General features: G+C 69.2%; 13 protein-coding genes. 9 read left to right on the top strand and 4 right to left on the bottom strand.

Annotation, left to right across the window (positions count from 1 at the left end; translation table 11 throughout):
- The first annotated feature begins 526 nt into the window (after nt 1-526).
- The gene (gene fhuE, locus FZ025_RS09690; RefSeq protein ID WP_046979713.1) at nt 527-2,677 is read left to right on the top strand and encodes a ferric-rhodotorulic acid/ferric-coprogen receptor FhuE; all 2,151 of its coding nucleotides are present in this window, start codon (nt 527-529) and stop codon (nt 2,675-2,677) included.
- On the opposite strand, the gene FZ025_RS22335 is transcribed toward fhuE, so the two are convergent.
- Entirely contained in the window at nt 2,661-2,894 is a 234-nt protein-coding gene (locus FZ025_RS22335) for a hypothetical protein (RefSeq protein WP_244292500.1), read from the bottom strand. The two genes, fhuE and FZ025_RS22335, sit on opposite strands and share 17 nt — an antisense overlap.
- A 395-nt stretch (nt 2,895-3,289) precedes the next feature.
- On the opposite strand from FZ025_RS22335, the gene FZ025_RS09680 reads away from it, so the two are divergent.
- The 5 genes from FZ025_RS09680 to FZ025_RS09660 all read left to right on the top strand — a co-directional run bounded on the left by FZ025_RS09680 (nt 3,290) and on the right by FZ025_RS09660 (nt 10,463).
- Nucleotides 3,290-4,528, top strand: coding sequence for an efflux RND transporter periplasmic adaptor subunit (locus tag FZ025_RS09680; RefSeq protein WP_046979714.1), 1,239 nt, complete (start codon nt 3,290-3,292; stop codon nt 4,526-4,528).
- Between the two features lie 1,141 nt (nt 4,529-5,669).
- Nucleotides 5,670-6,362 carry an ABC transporter ATP-binding protein gene (locus FZ025_RS09675; RefSeq protein WP_046980493.1) on the top strand — a complete coding sequence of 231 codons (693 nt, stop codon included), beginning with the start codon at nt 5,670-5,672 and terminating at the stop codon, nt 6,360-6,362.
- 76 nt (nt 6,363-6,438) lie between these two features.
- The gene (locus FZ025_RS09670) at nt 6,439-7,596 is read left to right on the top strand and encodes an ABC transporter permease (RefSeq protein WP_046980494.1); all 1,158 of its coding nucleotides are present in this window, start codon (nt 6,439-6,441) and stop codon (nt 7,594-7,596) included.
- Nucleotides 7,597-7,642: 46 nt separating this feature from the next.
- Nucleotides 7,643-8,956, top strand: a complete 1,314-nt coding sequence (locus FZ025_RS09665) for an ABC transporter permease (protein WP_046980495.1) — start codon at nt 7,643-7,645, stop codon at nt 8,954-8,956.
- A gap of 349 nt (nt 8,957-9,305) precedes the next feature.
- On the top strand, nt 9,306-10,463 hold the full coding sequence (locus FZ025_RS09660; RefSeq protein WP_046980496.1) for an alpha/beta hydrolase: 1,158 nt from the start codon (nt 9,306-9,308) through the stop codon (nt 10,461-10,463).
- A gap of 119 nt (nt 10,464-10,582) precedes the next feature.
- On the opposite strand, the gene rarD is transcribed toward FZ025_RS09660, so the two are convergent.
- Together rarD and yedA are read right to left on the bottom strand one after the other, a co-directional pair.
- Nucleotides 10,583-11,488, bottom strand: a complete 906-nt coding sequence (gene rarD / locus FZ025_RS09655; protein WP_046980497.1) for an EamA family transporter RarD — start codon at nt 11,486-11,488, stop codon at nt 10,583-10,585.
- Entirely contained in the window at nt 11,485-12,390 is a 906-nt protein-coding gene (yedA, locus tag FZ025_RS09650) for a drug/metabolite exporter YedA (RefSeq protein ID WP_046980498.1), read from the bottom strand. Before yedA ends, rarD begins: the two co-directional genes overlap by 4 nt.
- A 428-nt stretch (nt 12,391-12,818) precedes the next feature.
- Here yedA and FZ025_RS09645 point away from each other — a divergent pair, with 428 nt between their 5' ends.
- Nucleotides 12,819-15,515 carry a bifunctional acetate--CoA ligase family protein/GNAT family N-acetyltransferase gene (locus FZ025_RS09645; RefSeq protein ID WP_046980499.1) on the top strand — a complete coding sequence of 899 codons (2,697 nt, stop codon included), beginning with the start codon at nt 12,819-12,821 and terminating at the stop codon, nt 15,513-15,515.
- A 270-nt stretch (nt 15,516-15,785) separates the two neighbouring features.
- Nucleotides 15,786-16,454: a XopAF/AvrXv3 family type III secretion system effector gene (gene xopAF, locus FZ025_RS21995; protein WP_208803757.1), complete on the top strand. Its 669-nt coding sequence runs from the start codon at nt 15,786-15,788 to the stop codon at nt 16,452-16,454.
- Nucleotides 16,455-16,479: 25 nt separating this feature from the next.
- On the opposite strand, the gene FZ025_RS09635 is transcribed toward xopAF, so the two are convergent.
- Complete coding sequence (locus FZ025_RS09635) at nt 16,480-18,489, bottom strand: acetyl/propionyl/methylcrotonyl-CoA carboxylase subunit alpha (protein WP_046980500.1); 2,010 nt, start codon at nt 18,487-18,489, stop codon at nt 16,480-16,482.
- A 21-nt stretch (nt 18,490-18,510) separates the two neighbouring features.
- On the opposite strand from FZ025_RS09635, the gene FZ025_RS09630 reads away from it, so the two are divergent.
- The gene (locus FZ025_RS09630) at nt 18,511-18,921 is read left to right on the top strand and encodes a hypothetical protein (RefSeq protein WP_158185546.1); all 411 of its coding nucleotides are present in this window, start codon (nt 18,511-18,513) and stop codon (nt 18,919-18,921) included.
- The last annotated feature ends 318 nt before the right edge of the window (nt 18,922-19,239 follow it).

Below are 19,239 nucleotides of genomic sequence, written 5' to 3'. Positions count from 1 at the left end.
TTCGGGTGGACCTGGACCATCGGTCGCGATGGGCGTGATCGGTAACGCCCGTCGCGACTGAAGTCGCTCCCACAAAAAGGCGTGCGGCCTGCTGGCCGGAGCTCCTGTAGGAGGGGCTTCAGCCCCGACAGATTGCCGGCGACGGTTCGGTTCCTGTCGCGGCTGAAGTTGCTTGCAAAAAGGCCTCTGCGGAGGCCGCGGCTCGGCGCCTCCCGACCTCCTCGCCGCGCGCCATATGGCAGCGCCGACATGGTCTTGCCGCGCCGACACCGTTACACTCGCCACCGTGGGCGTCACCCCGATTCAACGGCCATGAAGCCCGTTCCCCGAGTCCCCGTCATGCGCCAGCCGCCCCGCCCGGGCAGCCGGCCGCATCGACAGCGCCAGCCAGGTGCCGACGCCCCGAGCACAGGCCTCGCCTGCGTCCGGCGGACGTCCCGCTCCGAGCCAGCATCCAACCCGACCGTCGTGCGGCGCTGCGTGCAGCGCCGTCGATGGCCATGCCTGCTTGCCACGGAGCCCTGCAATGAACCGTTTCCTCCCTCCCCGCCGTTTCCCGCGCCGTTCGGCCCTGGCCATGGCCTGCCTGCTTGCCAGCCTGCCCGCGTTCGCCGCCGAAGCGGCCGCCGACAGCGCCACCGACGCCGATGTCACCACCCTCGACAAGGTCAGCGTCAAGGGCGAACGCGCCGAAGGCTACAGCGTGCGCAAGACCACCGCAGGCACCCGCTTCGAACTGGCGCCGCGCGAGATCCCGCAGTCGGTGAGCATCATCAGCCACCAGCGCATCGAGGATCAGGGCCTGGACGACATCATCGACGTGCTGGAGAACACCACCGGCGTGTCCAACACCCGTTCGGACAGCGAGCGCTTCGAGTTCTACGCACGCGGCTTCTACATCGACAACTACCAGTTCGACGGCATCCCGACCACGATGGTGCAGAACTGGAGCTATGGCGACTCGGCGCTGGACCTGGCGCTGTACGACCGCGTGGAAGTGGTGCGCGGCGCCACCGGGCTGATGACCGGCGCGGGCAATCCGTCGGCCTCGGTCAATTTGATCCGCAAGCACGCCGACAGCGACGTGCTGGCCGGCAGCGTGCAGGTCAGCGCCGGCAGCTGGGGCAGGACGCGCACGACGGTGGACGTCAGCACCCCGCTCAACGCCAGCGGCACGGTGCGCGCACGGGTGATCGGCAGCTACCTGGACACCGACTCGTACGTGGACCGCTACCGCCAGAACAAGACCCTGGGCTATGCGGTGATCGATGCCGACCTGACCCCGGACACCCAGCTCAGCGTGGGCTACGACTACCAGAAGAAGCAGTCCGACGGCGTCACCTGGGGCGGCTTCCCGCTGTGGTATTCCGACGGCAGCCGCACCGACTATTCGCGCTCCTTCAATCCGGCCGCGGACTGGACGTTCTGGGACACCACCACCAAGCGCGCCTTCGCCACGCTGCAGCACGATTTCGCCAGCGGCTGGAAGCTCAAGCTCAACGCCACCCACGACCAGACCAACGTCACCGACAAGCTGTTCTACCCGTTCTACACGATCTACGGCTTCGACAAGAACACCGGCGCCGGCGTGGTGCCCTACTCCGGCTATTACATCACCGAGCGCAAGGTCGATGGCCTGGACGGCTATGCCGAAGGCCCGTTCCAGCTGTTCGGGCGCGAGCACGAGCTGATGGCCGGGGTCAGCTACAACCGCCGCCGCTACGTCAACGACGGCGCGTTCGATTTCCCGGCACCGATGGCCAGCTATCTGAACTGGACCGGCGACTATCCGGAGCCGACCTGGTCGGCACTGAGCGAGTTCAGCCGCGGCACCGTCACCCAGAAGGCCGGCTATGCGGCCGCGCGCTTCTCGCTGGCCGATCCGCTGAAGCTGATCGTCGGCGCGCGCTACACCGACTGGAAGGTGGACGGCGCCGAAAGCAGCGTGCCCTACAGCAGCCGGCAGCAGGAAACCACGCCGTATGCCGGCCTGGTCTATACGATCGACGCTGTCTGGTCGGCCTACGCCAGCTACACCGACATCTTCCAGCCGCAGACCTCTCGCACCCGCAGCGGCGCGTACCTGGATCCGGTGATCGGCAAGAGCTACGAGGCCGGGGTCAAGGCGGCATGGTTCGACGACCGCCTCAATGCCTCGCTGTCGGTGTTCCGCATCGAGCAGGACAACGTCGCCCAGGCGACCACCGAATTCGTCCCGGGCACCACCGAGACGGCCTACGTCGCGGCGCAGGGCACGGTCAGCCGCGGCTTCGAGTTCGAGGTGAACGGCGAACTGGCGCCCGGCTGGAACGGCACCTTCGGCGCGGCGCGCTACGTCGCCAAGGATGCCGGCGGTGCGGACATCAACGCGCAGCTGCCGCAGACCACGCTCAAGCTCTACACCAGCTACACCCCGCGCAGCCTCACCGAGCTGACCTTCGGCGGCGGCGTCAACTGGCAGAACCGCATCTACTACGTCGATGCGACCTACGGCCGCTTCGAGCAGGATGCCTATGCGCTGGTCAGCGCGTTCGCGCGCTACCGGCTGTCCGAGGAGTTCTCGGTGCAGGCCAACCTCAACAACCTGCTGGACAAGACGTACTACGCGCAGATCTACGGCTACGGCGCCTGGGGCGAACCGCGCAGCGGCTCGCTGAGCTTCACCTGGTCGTTCTGATCCGCCGCCGCGTCCGGCGCGATGCGCTGGCCGCGACGCTGCGCGGGCGCCGGTAGTCGCCGCGCGCCTGCTCCAGCAGTTCGCCGGCACGCAGCGTGTCCGGCAAACCGGCGGACTGCAGCACCACCCCGGCCCGGCCTGGCGCCGCGCGCCGCGCAAGCAGGTCCTGCCCGCACAGCCGCACGCTGCCGGCGTCGGCCACCTGCAGCCCGAGCAACAGCGCCTGCTCTTGCCCGCGCCGTTGGCGCCGAGCAGCGCCAGCAACCGGCCGCGCTGCAGCTGCAGGTCCACGCCATCCAGCGCGACCACCGCGCCGTCGCGCTTGTGCACGCCGCGCAGCTGCGCCAGCGGGAGCGTGCATCGGCATGGACCGGTCGTGGCAGGAGTGGCCATGCTGCGCCGCACCGGCGGCGCATCCCAGTGCGGCCCGTCAGCCGCCGCAGGTGACCGCTGTCACTGGCGATGGCCGCGCGATTGCCGCATGCTGCGCTCCGCGCCATGGGGAATGGCGCCGCACCTGCCGCAGCGCAACGCAGAAAGTGACTTCCGGCAACTGGGAAGCGCGCGCCGCGCCGGTCCACACTGCGCCTACCGATTCGTCCAGGGACAATCATGAGTACCTCCGCCGACCTGCTCAAGGAACTCCGTATCGACCGCAAGGCGCCGCCCAGCGCGCCGCCCTCGCGGCGCGGACTGTGGATCGTCGTGGTCCTGGTGCTGCTGCTCGCGCTGGGCCTCGGCGGCTGGCGGCTGTTCGGGCGCGGCAAGGCCATCGAGGTGACCACCGCGCCGGTGCTGGCGATCGCCGCCGGCAGCAGCAGCGCCTCGGTGCTGGACGCCAGCGGCTACGTGGTGGCGCGGCGCATGGCCACGGTGTCGGCGAAGATCACCGGCAAGGTGCGCGAGGTGCTGATCGAGGAAGGCATGCGCGTGGAGCAGAACCAGGTGATGGCGACGCTGGACCCGATCGACGCCGGCGCGCAGCGGCAGCTGTCGGCCTCGCAGCTGGACGCGGCGCGCAGCCAGGTGACCAACATGCAGGCGCAGCTGCGCCAGGCCGAGGCCGACGAGCAGCGGCTGCAGACGCTGGTCGCGCAGCAGCTGGTATCGCGCTCGCAGTACGACCAGGCGCTGTCGCAGCGCGACGCCTTGAGCGCGCAACTGCAGAGCGCGCAGCGCAACGTGGTGGTGGCCGACAACGAGCTGTCGATCTCCGACCTCAACGTGGACAACACCATCGTGCGCGCGCCGTTCGCCGGCGTGGTCACCGCCAAGGCGGCGCAGCCGGGCGAGATCGTGTCGCCGCTGTCGGCCGGTGGCGGCTTCACCCGCACCGGCATCGGCACGGTGGTGGACATGGATTCGCTGGAGATCGAGGTGGAAGTGGGCGAGGCCTTCATTGGCCGGGTCAAGCCGGGCATGCCGGTGGAAGCCACGCTCAACGCCTATCCGGAGTGGAAGATCCCGGCCGAGGTGATCGCGATCATCCCCTCGGCCGACCGCGGCAAGGCGACGGTGAAGGTGCGCGTGGCGCTGAAGCAGAAGGACCCGCGGATCGTGCCGGAAATGGGCGTGCGGGTGAGCTTCCTGGAGGCGCCGCAGGCGCAGGACAAGCCGCAGGGCGTGCGCGCGCCGGGCGCGGCGATCGTCAAGCGCGGCGGCCGGGACATGGCGTTCGCACTGAAGGAGGACAACACCGTCGAGCAGCGCGCGCTGAAGACCGGCATCGCCCTGGGCGACGACCGCCAGGTGCTGTCGGGCCTGGCGGCGGGCGACACGGTGGTACTGGATCCGCCGGAGACGTTGCACGACGGAGTCAAGGTAAAGATGGCGGAGGCGACCGAGCAGTAGCGGCGGCCGCATGTGAGTTACCGCGCGTTGGCGCGAACCACTGCATGTCGTCCGTGTCGCCACCGCCTTGCTCCATCGCCCTAAAAACGGCGGCGTTCACTTTGTTTCCGTCCAGTTCTTGCCATACCGAGTATCGCTCCAGCCAGTCGTTTCATCGCATCGCTTGGTTCTTGCTCGTGCTGGATCAAGCCTGCAATTGGCTGCACAAGCTCCAACCGCCACACCACATCTTGCTCTTGATATTGCTCTAGCTGTTGCTCCGCTCTAGCTGTTGCTCCGCTCTAGCTGTTGCTCCGCTCTAGCTGTTGCTCCGCTCTAGCTGTTGCTCCGCTCTAGCTGTTGCTCCGCTCTAGCTGTTGCTCTGTTCTGCTCCGCTGCTGTTGCTCTGCTGTTGCTCTGCTGTGGCTCTGCTGTGGCTTTTGACTTTCTGGGTTCCCTTCCGCAGCGGCGGATGGACCGGGGAAAAACCCGAAGGGCGGCGCACAAGGATGTGCGCCGTTCGCGGCAGGGGCAGGATGCCCCTTCCGCGAATCCCCGGTGCATCCGCGGACCCGTAGCGCGCAGCGCGGAGGGCGCAAGGCAGGGCGCGCTTTCTTTTGGTTACTTTTCTTTGCGCGAGCAAAGAAAAGTGACCCGCCCCAGGGCGGAAGCTTTTGCTCCGCTGTTGCTTTTTTGCTTGGGCGTTTGCTTTTGTAGGAGCGGCTTCAGCCGCGACTGGTTCTGTCAGGAAAGTGTCGCGGCTGAAGCCGCTCCTACATTGACTCCACCAGAGCAAGAGCAAGAGCTTTCGCCTGCAGCGAGTTACTTTTCTTTGCTTGTGCAAAGAAAAGTAACCAAAAGAAAACACACCCTACTCCGCGCCCTCCGCGCTTCGCGCTCCGGGTCCGCGAATAGGACGGGATTCGCGGAAGGGGCATCCTGCCCCTGCCGCGAACGGCGCACATCCCTGTGCGCCGCCCCTTCGGGGTTTTTCCCGCCCTATTCGCCGCTGCGTAAGGGACCCGGTAAAGCAAAAACTAAAGAGCAGAAGCACAGCAACAGCAACAGCAACAGCACTGCAACTGCAAGCGACACAAGCGTCCGCGAACCGCCTCACCGCAATCGGCACATCCACTACCCGTCCACTGCCAGGAACACCACCATGTCCACCCTCGTCAAACTGCGCAACGTCACCAAGACCTACCAGCGCGGGCCCGAGAAAGTACAAGTCCTGCACGGCATCGACCTGGACATCGAACGCGGCGACTTCGTCGCCTTGATGGGTCCCTCCGGCTCCGGCAAGACCACCCTGCTGAACCTGATCGGCGGCCTGGATACCCCCAGCGGCGGCGAGATCGAGATCGAAGGCGAACGCATCGACCGCATGAGCGGCGGCCAACTGTCCACCTGGCGCAGCCAGCACGTCGGCTTCGTGTTCCAGTTCTACAACCTCATGCCCATGCTCACCGCGCAGAAGAACGTGGAACTGCCGCTGCTGCTGACCAACCTCAACGCCGCCCAGCGCAAGCGCAACGCCGAGATCGCACTGACCCTGGTCAACCTGGCCGACCGCCGCAGCCACCGCCCCAACGAACTGTCCGGCGGCCAGCAGCAGCGCGTGGCGATCGCCCGCGCCATCGTCTCCGACCCCACCTTCCTGATCTGCGACGAGCCCACCGGCGACCTCGACCGCCACGCCGCCGAGGAGATCCTGCAGCTGCTGCAGCAGCTCAACCGCGAACACGGCAAGACCATCATCATGGTCACCCACGACCCCAAGGCCGCCGAGTACGCCAGCCACACCGTGCACCTGGACAAGGGCGAGCTGGCCAACGCGCCGCTCGTGGCGCATTGAACCGGCCGCTGTCGCAGCGCCGCGGGCCTGGACGCGCATTCCACGCCCCGGCCTACCGTCCCCTGGAGGATCGAACATGAAATATTTTTCGTTGATCTGGGCGCAGTTGTTTCGCAGCAAGACCCGCACCCTGCTCACCCTGCTGTCGGTGGTCGCCGCGTTCCTGCTGTTCGGCATGCTCGACTCGGTGCGCGTGGCGTTCAACTCCGGCGGCAGCGTCGAAGGCGCCAACCGGCTGATCGTGTCCTCGCGCTTGTCGATCACCCAGTCTCTGCCGGTCAGCCTGCAATCGCAGATCGCATCGGTGCCGGGCGTGAAGAAGGTCACCTACGCGATGTGGTTCGGCGGCATCTACCGCGACCCGAAGAACTTCTTCCCCAACTTCTCGGTGGCGCCGAACTTCTTCGACGTCTACAGCGAGTACGAGGTGCCGCCGGCGCAGCTCAAGGCGTTCCGCGAGACCCGCACCGCCGCGGCAGTGGGTGCGGCGTTGGCCAAGAAGCATGGTTGGAAGCTCGGCGACACCATTCCGCTGCAGGCCACCATCTTCCCGCGCGGCGGCAGCAACGACTGGCCGCTGACCCTGACCACCATCTTCCACGTCAAGGACGCCAAGAACGTACAGGCCGAGAACCAGTTGATGATGAACTGGAAGTACTTCGACGAGTCCAACGACTACATCAAGAACAAGGTCAGCTGGTACACCGTGCAACTGGGCAGCGCCGAGCAGGCCTCGCGGGTGGCGCAGGCGATCGACGCGCTGTCGCTCAACTCCGACCGCGAGACCAAGAGCCAGACCGAAGCCGCGTTCTCGCAAGCCTTCGCCAAACAGTTCGCCGACGTCGGCCTGATCGTCACCGCGATCATGGCCGCGGTGTTCTTCACCCTGCTGCTGCTCACCGGCAACACCATGGCGCAGGCGGTGCGCGAGCGCATCCCGGAGTTGGCGGTGCTGAAGACGCTCGGCTTCCGCGACGGCACCGTGCTGACCCTGGTGATGGTGGAGTCGGTGCTGCTGATCGTGCTCGGCGGCTTGATCGGCATGGGCGTGGCGGCGCTGGTCATCCCCGGCGTGGCCGCGGCCAGCGGCGGCATGATGCCGATGCGCGGCGTGCCGGCGCAGACCTGGGGGGTGGCGCTGGGGCTGATGGTCGCCATCGGCATCGTGGTCGGGCTGCTGCCGGCGCTGCGCGCGCAGCGGCTGAAGATCGTGGACGCGCTGGCCGGGCGCTGAGCCCGCCGCCGCATCGTTCCCTGTCGCATTCTCGGAAGACGCACTGATGAAACTCAAACTCTGGTTGGGAAACCTGCTCTCGCTGCTGCTGCTCGGCATCGGGCTGGCGCTGTGGATCGCCTTGCCCTGGTACGGCGTGCTGGCGCTGGCGGTCGGCGTGGCGCTGTGGCTGTTGCTGACCCGCGGCGGCCGCCTGGCGCTGGCCGCCACCCGCATCGGCGTGGCCAGCCTGCCGCAGCGCTGGGGCGCCTCGTCGGTGATCGTGGTCGGCATCGCCGGCGTGGTCGGCGTGCTGGTGGCGATGCTGGCGATGGGCGAAGGCTTCCAGGCCACGCTCAACAGCACCGGCGACGACACGACCGCGATCGTGCTGCGCGGCGGCTCCGGCGCCGAGACCAATTCGGTGATCACCCGCGACCAGGTGCCGCTGATCGCCAGCCTGGCCGGCGTGGCCAAGGGCGCCGACGGCAAGCCGCTGGTGTCCCCGGAGCTGTCGCAGGTGATCAACCTGCCGAGCAAGGCCGACGGCACCGACACCAACGTGCAGTTCCGCGGCGTCGGCGACGCCGGCTGGGCGGTGCACGACAAGCTCAGGATCGTCGCAGGCCGCCGCTTCGCTGCCGGCCTGCGCGAGATCGTGGTCGGCCAGGGCGCCAAGGCGCAGTTCCGCGGACTGGACGTGGGCAAGACGCTGAGCCTGGGCCGCGAACAATGGACCGTGGTTGGCGTGTTCGCCTCCGGCGACGCGCACGACTCGGAGCTGTGGGCCGATGCGCAGACCCTGGCGTCCACCTACAACCGCAGCGCCTACCAGTCGATCAGCGTGCGCACCGCCGGCAGGGACGGCTACGCCCAGTTCAAGGCGGCGATGGCCGCCGACCCGCGACTCAAGCTCGACGTGGAGACCACCCGCGCCTACTACGCCAAGCAGGGCGGCAACCTCAGCAAGCTGATCAGCATCCTCGGCACCGTGATCGGCGCGATCATGGCGGTCGGCGCGGTGTTCGGCGCGCTCAACACCATGTACGCGGCGGTGGCCACCCGCGCCCGCGAGATCGCCACGATGCGCGCGATCGGCTTCCGCGGCACGCCGGTGGTGACCGCGGTGATGCTGGAAACGATGCTGCTGGCGCTGCTCGGCGGGGTGCTCGGCGGGCTGATCGCCTGGATCATCTTCAACGGCTACAGCGTGTCCACCCTGGGCAGCAACTTCAGCCAGGTGGTGTTCCAGTTCAAGGTCTCCCCGGCGCTGCTGTGGAGCGGGCTGAAGTGGGCGCTGGGCATCGGCCTGGTCGGCGGGCTGTTCCCGGCGCTGCGCGCGGCGCGGCTGCCGATCACCACCGCCTTGCGCGCGCTGTAGCGGGAACCATCCGCCGCGGGCTCGGCGGTGCCCGGCTCGGCGTGTGGAAAACACAGTGGAAAGGAACCCGCAGCCGCGCAAGCATCGCGCTGCGGGGCCAGCCTGGCCTGCCGGCACGGCCCGACCTGAACGCCAGGCGGCGCCGGCCGCGCGCCGGACAGCTCCGACGCGCGCCCCGCTCGGGCCGGGCAAGGCGCCGCAGCGCAAGGCGCCGCCAGCAAAACCGGGCCGGCAGTCCCACCTCGGGACGCCGCACCCGGCCCGCGTCATCGTTTCGTCATCCAATTGCGGTAGAGCCGCGCCGGCGAAGGCGCTAGCCTGCGCGGCCATTCACCCACCGCCTACCGCCATGTCGTCGCGCCTGCGCCTGTTGCTCGTCCTCTGCGCCAGCCTGTGCCTGGCCGCCGGCTGCCTGGCTGCGCGCTCCTCCACCTCGCTCAGCGACCGCCTGGTCGCGCCGGGCGGCGTGTCGCCGCTGATGGACGAGGAACGCATCCAGGGCCTGCTGGCGACGCTGCCCAACCGTAGCGGGCACGTGCTCGCCCCGGGCGGCATCCCGATCTTCTGGCGTGCGATCGATCCGGGCAACTACCGCATGCGCTACCGCTACGCGCACGCCGGCCGCGACGCCAGCGGCCACGAGCGCGCCGATTTCGCGATGGAGGTGGCCGCGCCGCAGCCAGGCAGCCACGCCGCGCCGCGCGGCACGGTGATCCTGCTGCACGGCTGGATGATGGACGGCGATTCGCTGCTGCCGTGGTCGCTGGACCTGGCCCAGGCCGGCTACCGCAGCATCAGCATCGACCTGCGCAACCACGGCCGTTCCGGTGGCGGCCCGGCCGGCTACGGCACCCGCGAGTCCGACGACGTGGTCGCGGTGATCCGCGCGCTGCGCGCGCGCGGCGAGGTGCAGGGTCCGCTATACCTGTTCGGCGTGTCCTACGGCGCCGCCACCGCCCTGTTCACCGCGCAGAAGCTGGGCGGCGAGGTCGATGGCGTGGTGGCGATGGAATCCTTCGCCAACGCCGGCCGCGGCATCCGCGACATGATTCCGCACATGCTCGCCAGCCGCCCGCAGGGCTGGATGGCCAGCGCGGCGATGGACCTGGCGCGCTGGCGCTACGCCGGGCAGAACCTGGATGCGGTCATCGCCAACGCCAACCAGCGCCTGGCGCTGAACCTGGACCAGGTCGACGTGACCGCCGCCGCGCGCGCCGCGCCGGCCTGCGTGTTGCTGCTGCATGGCGGCGCCGACCAGCACATCCCGGTCGCGCACGGCCGCCTGCTGGCGCTGGACGCGCCGCGCGCGCACTACCTGGAGATGCCCGGCGAGAACCACCTGAGCCTGCCGATGCGGCTGGACCTGCTGGCGCCGACCGTGGAGGACTGGTTCGCCGAACTGCCGGCGCAGCGCCACGACGGCCACTGCCCGGCGCCGCTGGCGCCGCGCGTGGACGCCGAGCAGCAGCTGACGGGCAGCCCGGCTGCGAGCGTCAGCCGCGGTTGAGCCGGGATTGGGGATTCGGGATTCGGGATTCGGGATTCGTAACGGCGGCCTGCGCGGGCCGCCGCGCTATCAGGGGGAACGGCTTCGGCCCTTGCGAATCCCGAATCCCGAATCCCGGCTCAGCCGCGGCGCCTCCCCCAGCCCGAACGCCACAGGCTCTCGCCCGCGAACAGCAGCAGCCCGACCCAGATCGCGGCGAAGCCGATCGCCTTGCCGCTGTCGAACGGCTCGCGGAAGAACCACACCCCGAGCAGCAACTGCAGGCTCGGCGCGATGTACTGCAGCAAGCCGACCAGCGACAGCGGGATACGCCGCACGCCGTAGGCGAAGCCGATCAGCGGCACCGCGGTGACCACGCCGCCGAACACCAGCAGCAGATCGTTGCGCCAGCCCCAGCCGGCGGCGAAACCGCCGCCGTGCCCGGTTTCGCTCCACAGCACGAAGCCCAGCGCCGGCAGGAACAGGTACAGGCTTTCCACGCCCAGCCCGGCCACCGCATCCACCTGCACCAGCTTGCGCAGCAGGCCGTACAGCCCGAACGAGGCGGCCAGGCTCAGCGCGATCCACGGCAGCGCACCGGCATCGACGGTGAGCCACGCCACGCCTAGCGCGGCGCAGGCCACCGCCAGCCACTGCAACGCGCGCAGCCGCTCCTTCAGCACCAGCACGCCGAGCAGCACGTTGACCAGCGGATTGATGAAGTAGCCCAGGCTGGCCTCGATCACATGGCCGGCGTTGATCGCCCAGATGTACAGGCCCCAGTTGAACGCGATCGCCAGGCTGCTCAACGCCAGGATGGCCAGCGCGCGCGGCTGCGCGGCGATGCTGCGCCACCACTGCAGGCGCGCGCTGTACAGCAGCCAGCCCACCACCAGCAGCGCGCTCCAGACGATGCGGTGGGCGATGATGTAGGCCGACGGCACCGCCTTGAGCAGATGCCAGTACACCGGCACCACGCCCCACAGCGCGAAGGTCAGCGCGGTGATCAACAGGCCGCGGCGCGTCTCCTGCTCGGTGACGCTCATCGCCGCGTCCGCGCCACGGTGATGACCACCACGCCGGCCAGGATCACCGCCATCGCGCCCAGGTCGCTGGCGCTGAAGCGCTCGGCGCCGAGCCAGCTACCCAGCACCACCGCGATCACCGGATTGACGTAGGCATAGCTGCCGGCCAGCACCGGACGCACGTTGTGCAGCAGCCACACGTAGGCGGTGAACGCCACGATCGAGCCGAACACGCACAGGTAGGCGACCGCCATCAGCGCGTGCGGCGTCGGCCAGGCGTGCGGGCGTTCGCCGCTCAGCAGGCCGGTGGCGACCAGCAGCACGCCGCCGCACAGCATCTGCCCGGCCGCGGCCATGAACGGGGTCGGCAGATCGCGTCCGCGCGACCACACCGAGCCGAACGCCCAGCCGATCGGCGCGATCAACAGCAGCACCAGGCCCTTGGGGCTGGCGCTGAGGCTGCTGCCGGCGTTGAGCCACAGCACGCCGGCGAACCCGACCACGATGCCCAGCCATTCGCCGCGGCTGGCGTGCTGCCCGCGCAGCGCGCCGAACAACGCCATCCACAGCGGCACCGAGGCCACCGCGACCGCGGCCAGGCCAGAGGACACCTGGCGCTCGGCCAGCACCACCATGCCATTGCCGCACAGCAGCAGCAGCGCGCCGAGCACCGTCAGCGAACGCCATTGCGCGCGCGTCGGCGCGGCCACGCCGCGGCGGCGCAGCACCGCGTACAGCAGCGAACCGGCGACCACGAAGCGCAGCCCCGAGACCATGCTCAACGGCGGCGTGCCGCCCTCCAGCGCGAAGCGGATCGCCAGATAGGTCGAGCCCCAGACCACGTAGACCAGCAGCAGCGCAAGGACGACGAAACCGTCGCGCGCGGGAACGGCGGCGACGACGGGAGAAGACGGGGACGACATGCGCAGAAGGACCGGGCGGTATGAACCTGAATTCTAGGCCAGCGACCACGGCCAGCGACAGCAGCGCAGCGCGACACGCACGGCACGCTGTTTTGCGCTCGCTGCGCGCGTGCCGGGCGCAAGCCGCATCGACACTGCGCCCGCGCTCGTTCCCGGCGCATCTGCACAGCTTTTTCGCCAGAGCTGCGAGTGACGCTCAGGCCATCGGCCGCGACCAGCGAAGCGATGCATGCATCGGCTTCGGAAGGCCGCCGTCAGCCACCGACAATGCCCTGTAGCGGCTTCAGCCGCGACGAACGGCGTCGGGATTGCCGGCCGCCGCCGCCGCCCGCCCGGCATGCTCTGGATGCGCACACCTTCCCCGATCGTCCCCGCGCCGGCATCACCCGTGTACCGTTGGCGCACCGCTTGCCCGCCCCGCGCCCGCCATGAGCACCTATCACCTGCAGTCCGTGTTCCGCCCCGCCTCGATCGCCATCGTCGGCGGCAGTCCGCGCGCGCGCTCGGCCGGGCGCGCGGTGGTGCGCAACCTGCGCGCGGCCGGGTTTCCCGGGCAGATCGGCTGGGTCAGCCCGCGCTACCGCGAGATCGACGGCGTGCCCACCGTGCGCCGGCTCACCGATCTGCCGTGGGTGCCGGACCTGGTGGTCGTCACCGCGCCGGCGCGGATCGTGCCGCGCATCGTCGCCATCGCCGCGCGGCGCGGTGTGGCCGCGGCGATCATCCTCACCGCCGGGCTGGGTGCAGGCCCGGGCTCGGCCGCGGCGCGGGTCGCGGCGGCGGCGCGCGCCAAGGGCCTGCGCATCCTCGGCCCGCATTGCCTGGGCGTGATCGCCCCGCACGCCAAGCTCAACGCCAGCATCGCCGCGCATTGCCCGCAGCCCGGCGACCTGGCGCTGATCTCCGAATCCAGCGCCATCGCCGCCGCCCTGGTGGAGTGGGGCGTGGCGCGCTCGGTCGGCTTCTCCGCGGTGGTGTCGCTGGGCGACGCGCTGGACGTGGACTTCGGCGACCTGCTCGACTACTTCGCCACCGACTCCCGCACCCGCGCGATCCTGCTGTACGTCGAACACATCCACGACGCGCGCAAGTTCATGTCCGCCGCGCGGGCCGCGGCCCGCGCCAAACCGGTGGTGGTGGTGAAGTCCGGCCGCCAGCTGCGCATCGATCCCAATGCCGACACCCACGTGCAGGCGCTGGCCAGTTCCGACGCGGTCTACGGCGCCGCCTTCGCCCGCGCCGGCCTGCTGCGCGTGCGCGCGCTGGACGAGCTGTTCGCCGCCGCCGAAACCCTGGGCCGGCTCAGCACCTTTCCCGGGCGGCGCCTGGCCATCCTCAGCAACGGCGGCGGCGTCGGCCGCCTGGCGGTGGACAAGCTCACCGACCTCGGCGGCACCCTGGCCGCGCTGTCGCCGCAGACCCTGCAACGCCTGGAGCAGGCGCTGCCGCAGGAATGGTCACACGCCAACCCGGTGGACATCGTGGTCGACGCCGACGGCGAGCGCTACGCCGCCGCCGCCGCCGCGCTGCTGGCCGATCCGGAGAACGACGCGGTGCTGGTGGTCAACGTGCCGACCGCGTTCACCTCCTCGGCCGACGCGGCGCAGGCGCTGACCCGCACCCTCGGCCTGCGCCCGCGCCAGCACCGCGACAAGCCGGTGTTCGCGGTGTGGCTCGGCAACGACGAAAGCGCCACCGCCGCGCTCAACGCCGCGCACATCCCCACCTACGCCACCGAAGCCGACGCGGTGCGCGGCTTCATGCACCTGGTGCGCTACCGCGAAGCGCAGGCGGCGCTGATGGAGACCCCGCCCAGCCTGCCCGAGGATTTCGTGTTCGACGCGGCCACCGCGCGCGGCATCGTCGACGCCGCGCTGGCCGCCGGCCAGACCTGGCTGGAGCCGCTGGCCACCACCCGCCTGCTCGCCGCTTACGGCATTCCCACCGCGCCGGTGGTGCACGCCGCCAGCGCCGCCGACGCCGCAGTGGCGGCGGCGCCGATGCTGGCGCAGGGGCTGGCGGTCGCGGTGAAGATCCATTCGGCCGACATCCCGCACAAGTCCGACGTGGACGGCGTGCGCCTGAACCTGGTCAGCGCGCAGGCGGTGCAGGACGCCGCCGAAGGCATCCTCGCCCGCGCGCGTGCCGCGCGCCCGGATGCGCGCATCGACGGCGTGCTGGTACAGCCCACGCTGTTGCGGCCGAAGGCGCGCGAACTGATCGCCGGCATCGCCGACGACCCCACCTTCGGCCCGGTGATCGTGTTCGGCCGCGGCGGCACCGCGGTGGAAGTGATCGACGACAAGGCGCTGGCGCTGCCGCCGCTGGACCTGCGCCTGGCCCACGAACTGATCGGCCGCACCCGCGTCAGCCGCATCCTCAAGGCCTACCGCGACGTGCCCGCGGCCGACGAGCGCGCGGTGGCGATGGTATTGGTCAAGCTGGCGCAACTGGCCGCCGACCTGCCGGAAATCCGCGAACTGGACATCAACCCGCTGCTGGCCGACCGCGACGGCGTGATCGCGCTGGACGCGCGCGTGGCGGTAGCGCCGTCGCGGCGCCTGCACAAGGGCCGCGGCCATCCGCGTTTCGCGATCTTCCCGTATCCGAAGGAATGGGAGCGGCGCATCGTGCTCAACGACGGCGCCGCCGCCCTGGTGCGCCCGGTGCGTCCGGAAGACGACGCGCTGTTCCGCAGCTTCTTCGCCCGCGTCACCGACGAGGACCTGCGCCTGCGTTTCTTCCAGGCGGTGAAGCACTTCAGCCACGAATTCATCGCCCGCCTGACCCAGCTCGACTACGCCCGCTCGATCGCCCTGGTGGCGATCGAGCCCAAGACCGGCGACATGCTCGGCGCCGTGCGCCTGCACGCCGACGCCGACTACGACCGCGGCGAATACGGCATCCTGATCCGCTCCGACCTCAAGGGCCACGGCATCGGCTGGCAGCTGATGCGGATCATGATCGAATACGCCGGCTGGCTCGGCCTCAACGTCATCGAAGGCCAGGTCCTGCGCGAGAACCGCACCATGCTGGCGATGTGCGAACACCTGGGTTTCAAGGCCACGCCGGACCCGGAGGATGCGACGCTGATGGATGTGGTATTGCCGGTGGGCAAGGGATGAAAGGCGAAGCGTGCCGGCGGCCGGTCGGCATCCTCCGAACCGGCGGCGGCTTGCCGCCGCGGAGTGGCCGCGCAAGTTCCGTTTCAGCCAGCTATTTCTGCCCGCCTCCGCTTCCCGGCGCAGGTCCTAGGTGTTTCACTGGCAGCCGCTGTCGCGATCGGTTCGCTGCCGCATCACATTCGCATTGCGCAGGAAAGTTTCGCGGCTGGTCGCATCCGTCCACGCGTTGCGTGGAACGATTGCAGCCCCACGCCCTGCCGGAAAGGCGCAATGACCAGCTCGATCACTCGCTACGCGTATCGTCCCGATGCCCATCCGCAGCTCCAGCAGCTGTCCGCTGACGACAATCAGAGGGAACGCAAGAACCAGGACAAGCAGTTGAAGAATCGTGCCCATGAGACGCCATTCCCGGCGAAACTCGCATCCAGCAGGCTGCAGCGACGGCATGCCACATCCAGTGGTGAGCAGTCGTTCCAGCTCAGCCAAGATACGCCGATAAAGGGCGTCGGCTTCTCGACCAGCAGCAATGGCACCGCATCGACCGGTACCTCCAAGCCCGGCGTTCTGTGCGTGACCGATGGGATGGAGCTGTGCGTGGCCGTTGCGGTTGGCGGCGAAAGCCAGACGAAGGGCAAAGGTAAGGCAAGGGTTTTCCACGTGATGCCGGAAAACCGCATGGCCCAGTGGGAAATCAAGGATTACATCCAAAAGCTGAAAAAAGATGGCTACACGGCGAAAGTCGCAATCCACGGCGGCGACAATACATCCGATGCAAGCATGAAAAAGATCATGGCGATCAACACGGTTTTGCAACAATTGAGCGTCCCTGTCGAATTCAGCGCGGTCGGAGACGGTTGCAAGGCCAATGGCAATGGCCCGCTGGGTGCGGTCGTCGAAGAAGACGGCAGCGTGCGCTTTGTCACCAAGCTGGTGACCTGATCCAGGGCGCCAGTGTCGCGCACGTTCATGCGCTTTCGAAATCCAGCAGCGCCACGCCGTCGCCGACCAGTTCGCCCTCGCGCACGCGGTAGCCGTGCACCACGCCGTCGGCGGGGGCCTGCAAGGTGTGCTCCATCTTCATCGCCTCCAGCACCAGCAGCGGCGTGCCGCGCGCCACGCGGGTGCCGGGGGCGACCAGCACGGCGACGACGCGGCCGGGCATCGGCGCGGTCAGCCCGCCGCTGTCGGCGAGCGGCTGGTCGGCCTCGGCGACCGGATCGTGCAGGTCGAACAGCTGCGCCTGGCCATCAACGAACAGATGCAGGCGGCTGCCGGCGAACACTGCGTCGGCATGCACGCGCTGCACATCGAGCTGCGCCAGCAGGCGGCCGTCCTGCAGGCTGCCGGTGGCGAGGAGCACGGCATCGGTGGCGCTGTCGTGGATGCGCCAGCCTGCGTCGGTGGCGGTCGCGCGCAGCGTGCGCCGCGCCTCGCCGTGCTGCAGGATCAGGCGGCGCGGTGCAGGTTCGCCCAGGCGCCAGCCGTCGCGCAGGTCCCAGGGCGAATGCGGGTCGCCCGGCGGCGCGGCGTCGGCGCGGTCGTGCAGCAACCAGGCCAGCGCGGCCAGGGTCCAGGTCGACTCGGCAGTGGCCGGCGTGGTCTCGAACAGCGCCGCATGCTCGCGCTCGATCAGCGTCGTGTCCAGATCGGCGCCGGCGAACGCGGCGGTGCCGATCAGGCGCTGCAGGAACGCGGCATTGGTCGCCACGCCGACCACCTGGCACGTGGCCAGCGCCGCGTGCATGCGCCGCAGCGCACGTTCGCGGGTTTCGTCCCAGACGATCAGCTTGGCGATCATCGGGTCGTAGTGCGGGCCGATGACGTCGCCCTGGTCGACGCCGGCATCGACGCGGGTATGCGCATCCGTCGCCGGCAGGCGCAGATGCTGCAGCGTCCCGGTCGAGGGCAGGAAGCCGCGCGCCGGATCCTCGGCGTACAGCCGCGCCTCCAGCGCATGGCCGCGGATCGCCAGTTCGTGCTGGCGTTTGGGCAGCGGCTGGCCGGCGGCCACGCGCAGCTGCCACGCGACCAGGTCGGTGCCGGTGATGCACTCGGTGACCGGATGCTCCACCTGCAGCCGCGTGTTCATTTCCATGAAGTAGAACGCGCCGTCGGGCGCGACGATGAACTCCACCGTGCCGGCGCCGACATAGCCGACCGCGCGCGCGGCTTCCACCGCGGCCTGGCCCATCGCCGCGCGGCGTTCGGCGCTCATGCCTGGCGCCGGCGCTTCTTCCAGCACCTTCTGGTGGCGGCGCTGCACCGAGCAATCGCGTTCGAACAGGTAGGCCAGTTCGCCATGCGTATCGCCGAACACCTGGATCTCGATATGCCGCGGCCGCAGCACGTATTTCTCCACCAGCACGTGCGCGTTGCCGAACGCGGCCTGCGCTTCGCGCTGGCAGGCGGCCAGTGCGGCGACGAAGTCCTCGCTGCGGTCGACCCGGCGCATGCCCTTGCCGCCGCCGCCGGCGCTGGCCTTGATCAGCACCGGATAGCCGATGGCGTCGGCCTGTGTGCGCAGGAACTCCGGCTCCTGGCGTTCGCCGTGGTAGCCCGGAGTCAGCGGCACGCCGGCCGCGTGCATCAACGCCTTGGCCGCGCTCTTGTCGCCCATGGCGCGGATCGCCGCCGGCGGCGGCCCGACGAACACGATGCCGCGCGCGGCGCAGGCCTCGGCGAAGTCGGCGTTCTCCGAGAGGAAGCCGTAGCCGGGGTGAATCGCCTGGGCGCCGCTGGCCTGGGCGGCGTCGAGGATGCGTTCGCCGCGCAGGTAGCTGTCGCGCGCGGGTGCGGGGCCGATGTGAATGGCTGCGTCGGCCAGGCGCACGTGGCGGGCGTCGCGGTCGGCGTCGGAGTAGACGGCGACGCTGGCGATGCCGAGTGTGCGGCAGGTGGCGATCACCCGGCAGGCGATCTCGCCGCGATTGGCGATCAGGATCTTGTCGAACATCGGCAGCTCGGGCGTGGCCATGGTCAGTTGCCTGGAAGAGGGGTGTCGTGTCTTGCAGTTGCAGTTGCGGTTGCGGTTGCCGTTGCGGTTGCCGTTGCGGTTGCGGTTGCGGTTGCTTTGGCTATTGCTTTGGTTTTGGTTTTGGTTTTGGCTGTCGCTGTTGCCATTGCTTTTGACTTATCGGGTTCCCTTCCGAAGCGGCGGCCATGGCGGGGAAAAACCCGAAGGGCGGCGCACAAGGATGTGCGCCGTTCGCGGCAGGGGCAGGATGCCCCTTCCGCGAATCCCCGTCATGGACGCGGACCCGGAGCGCGCAGCGCGGAGGGCGCAAGGCAGGGCGCGCTTTCTTTTGGTTACTTTTCTTTGCGCGAGCAAAGAAAAGTGACTCGCCGCAAGGCGAAAGCTTTTGCTTTTGCCTTTGCCTTTGTCTTGGTTCTGGAACTGGAATGTTGAAGCTTTGGAGCAAGAGCAAGAGCAAGAGCTTCCGCTGGCGCGGGTCACTTTTCTTTGCTTGTGCAAAGAAAAGTAACCAAAAGAAGCGCTTTACCACAGCCGAAGGCTGGTCAAGCACACCCCGCAGCGCGCCTTCCGCGCTGCGCGCTCCAGGTCCGCAGCCCCAACGGGCATTTTTCGATGGCACATCCATGTGCCAACGAAAAACGTCGCGCATCCTGCGCGCCGCCCTTCGGGTATTCGCCCGCCGGGGCTGCCGCGCTGAGGGGACCCGGTAGATCAAAAGCAAAGCAAAGGCGACAGCAACGGCAGAGGCAA

The organism is Xanthomonas hyacinthi, from assembly GCF_009769165.1.
Classification (GTDB): Bacteria; Pseudomonadota; Gammaproteobacteria; order Xanthomonadales; family Xanthomonadaceae; genus Xanthomonas_A; species Xanthomonas_A hyacinthi.
The sequence above is the reverse complement of the archived record's forward strand: the minus strand, read 5'-3'. Positions and strand labels throughout refer to the sequence as shown.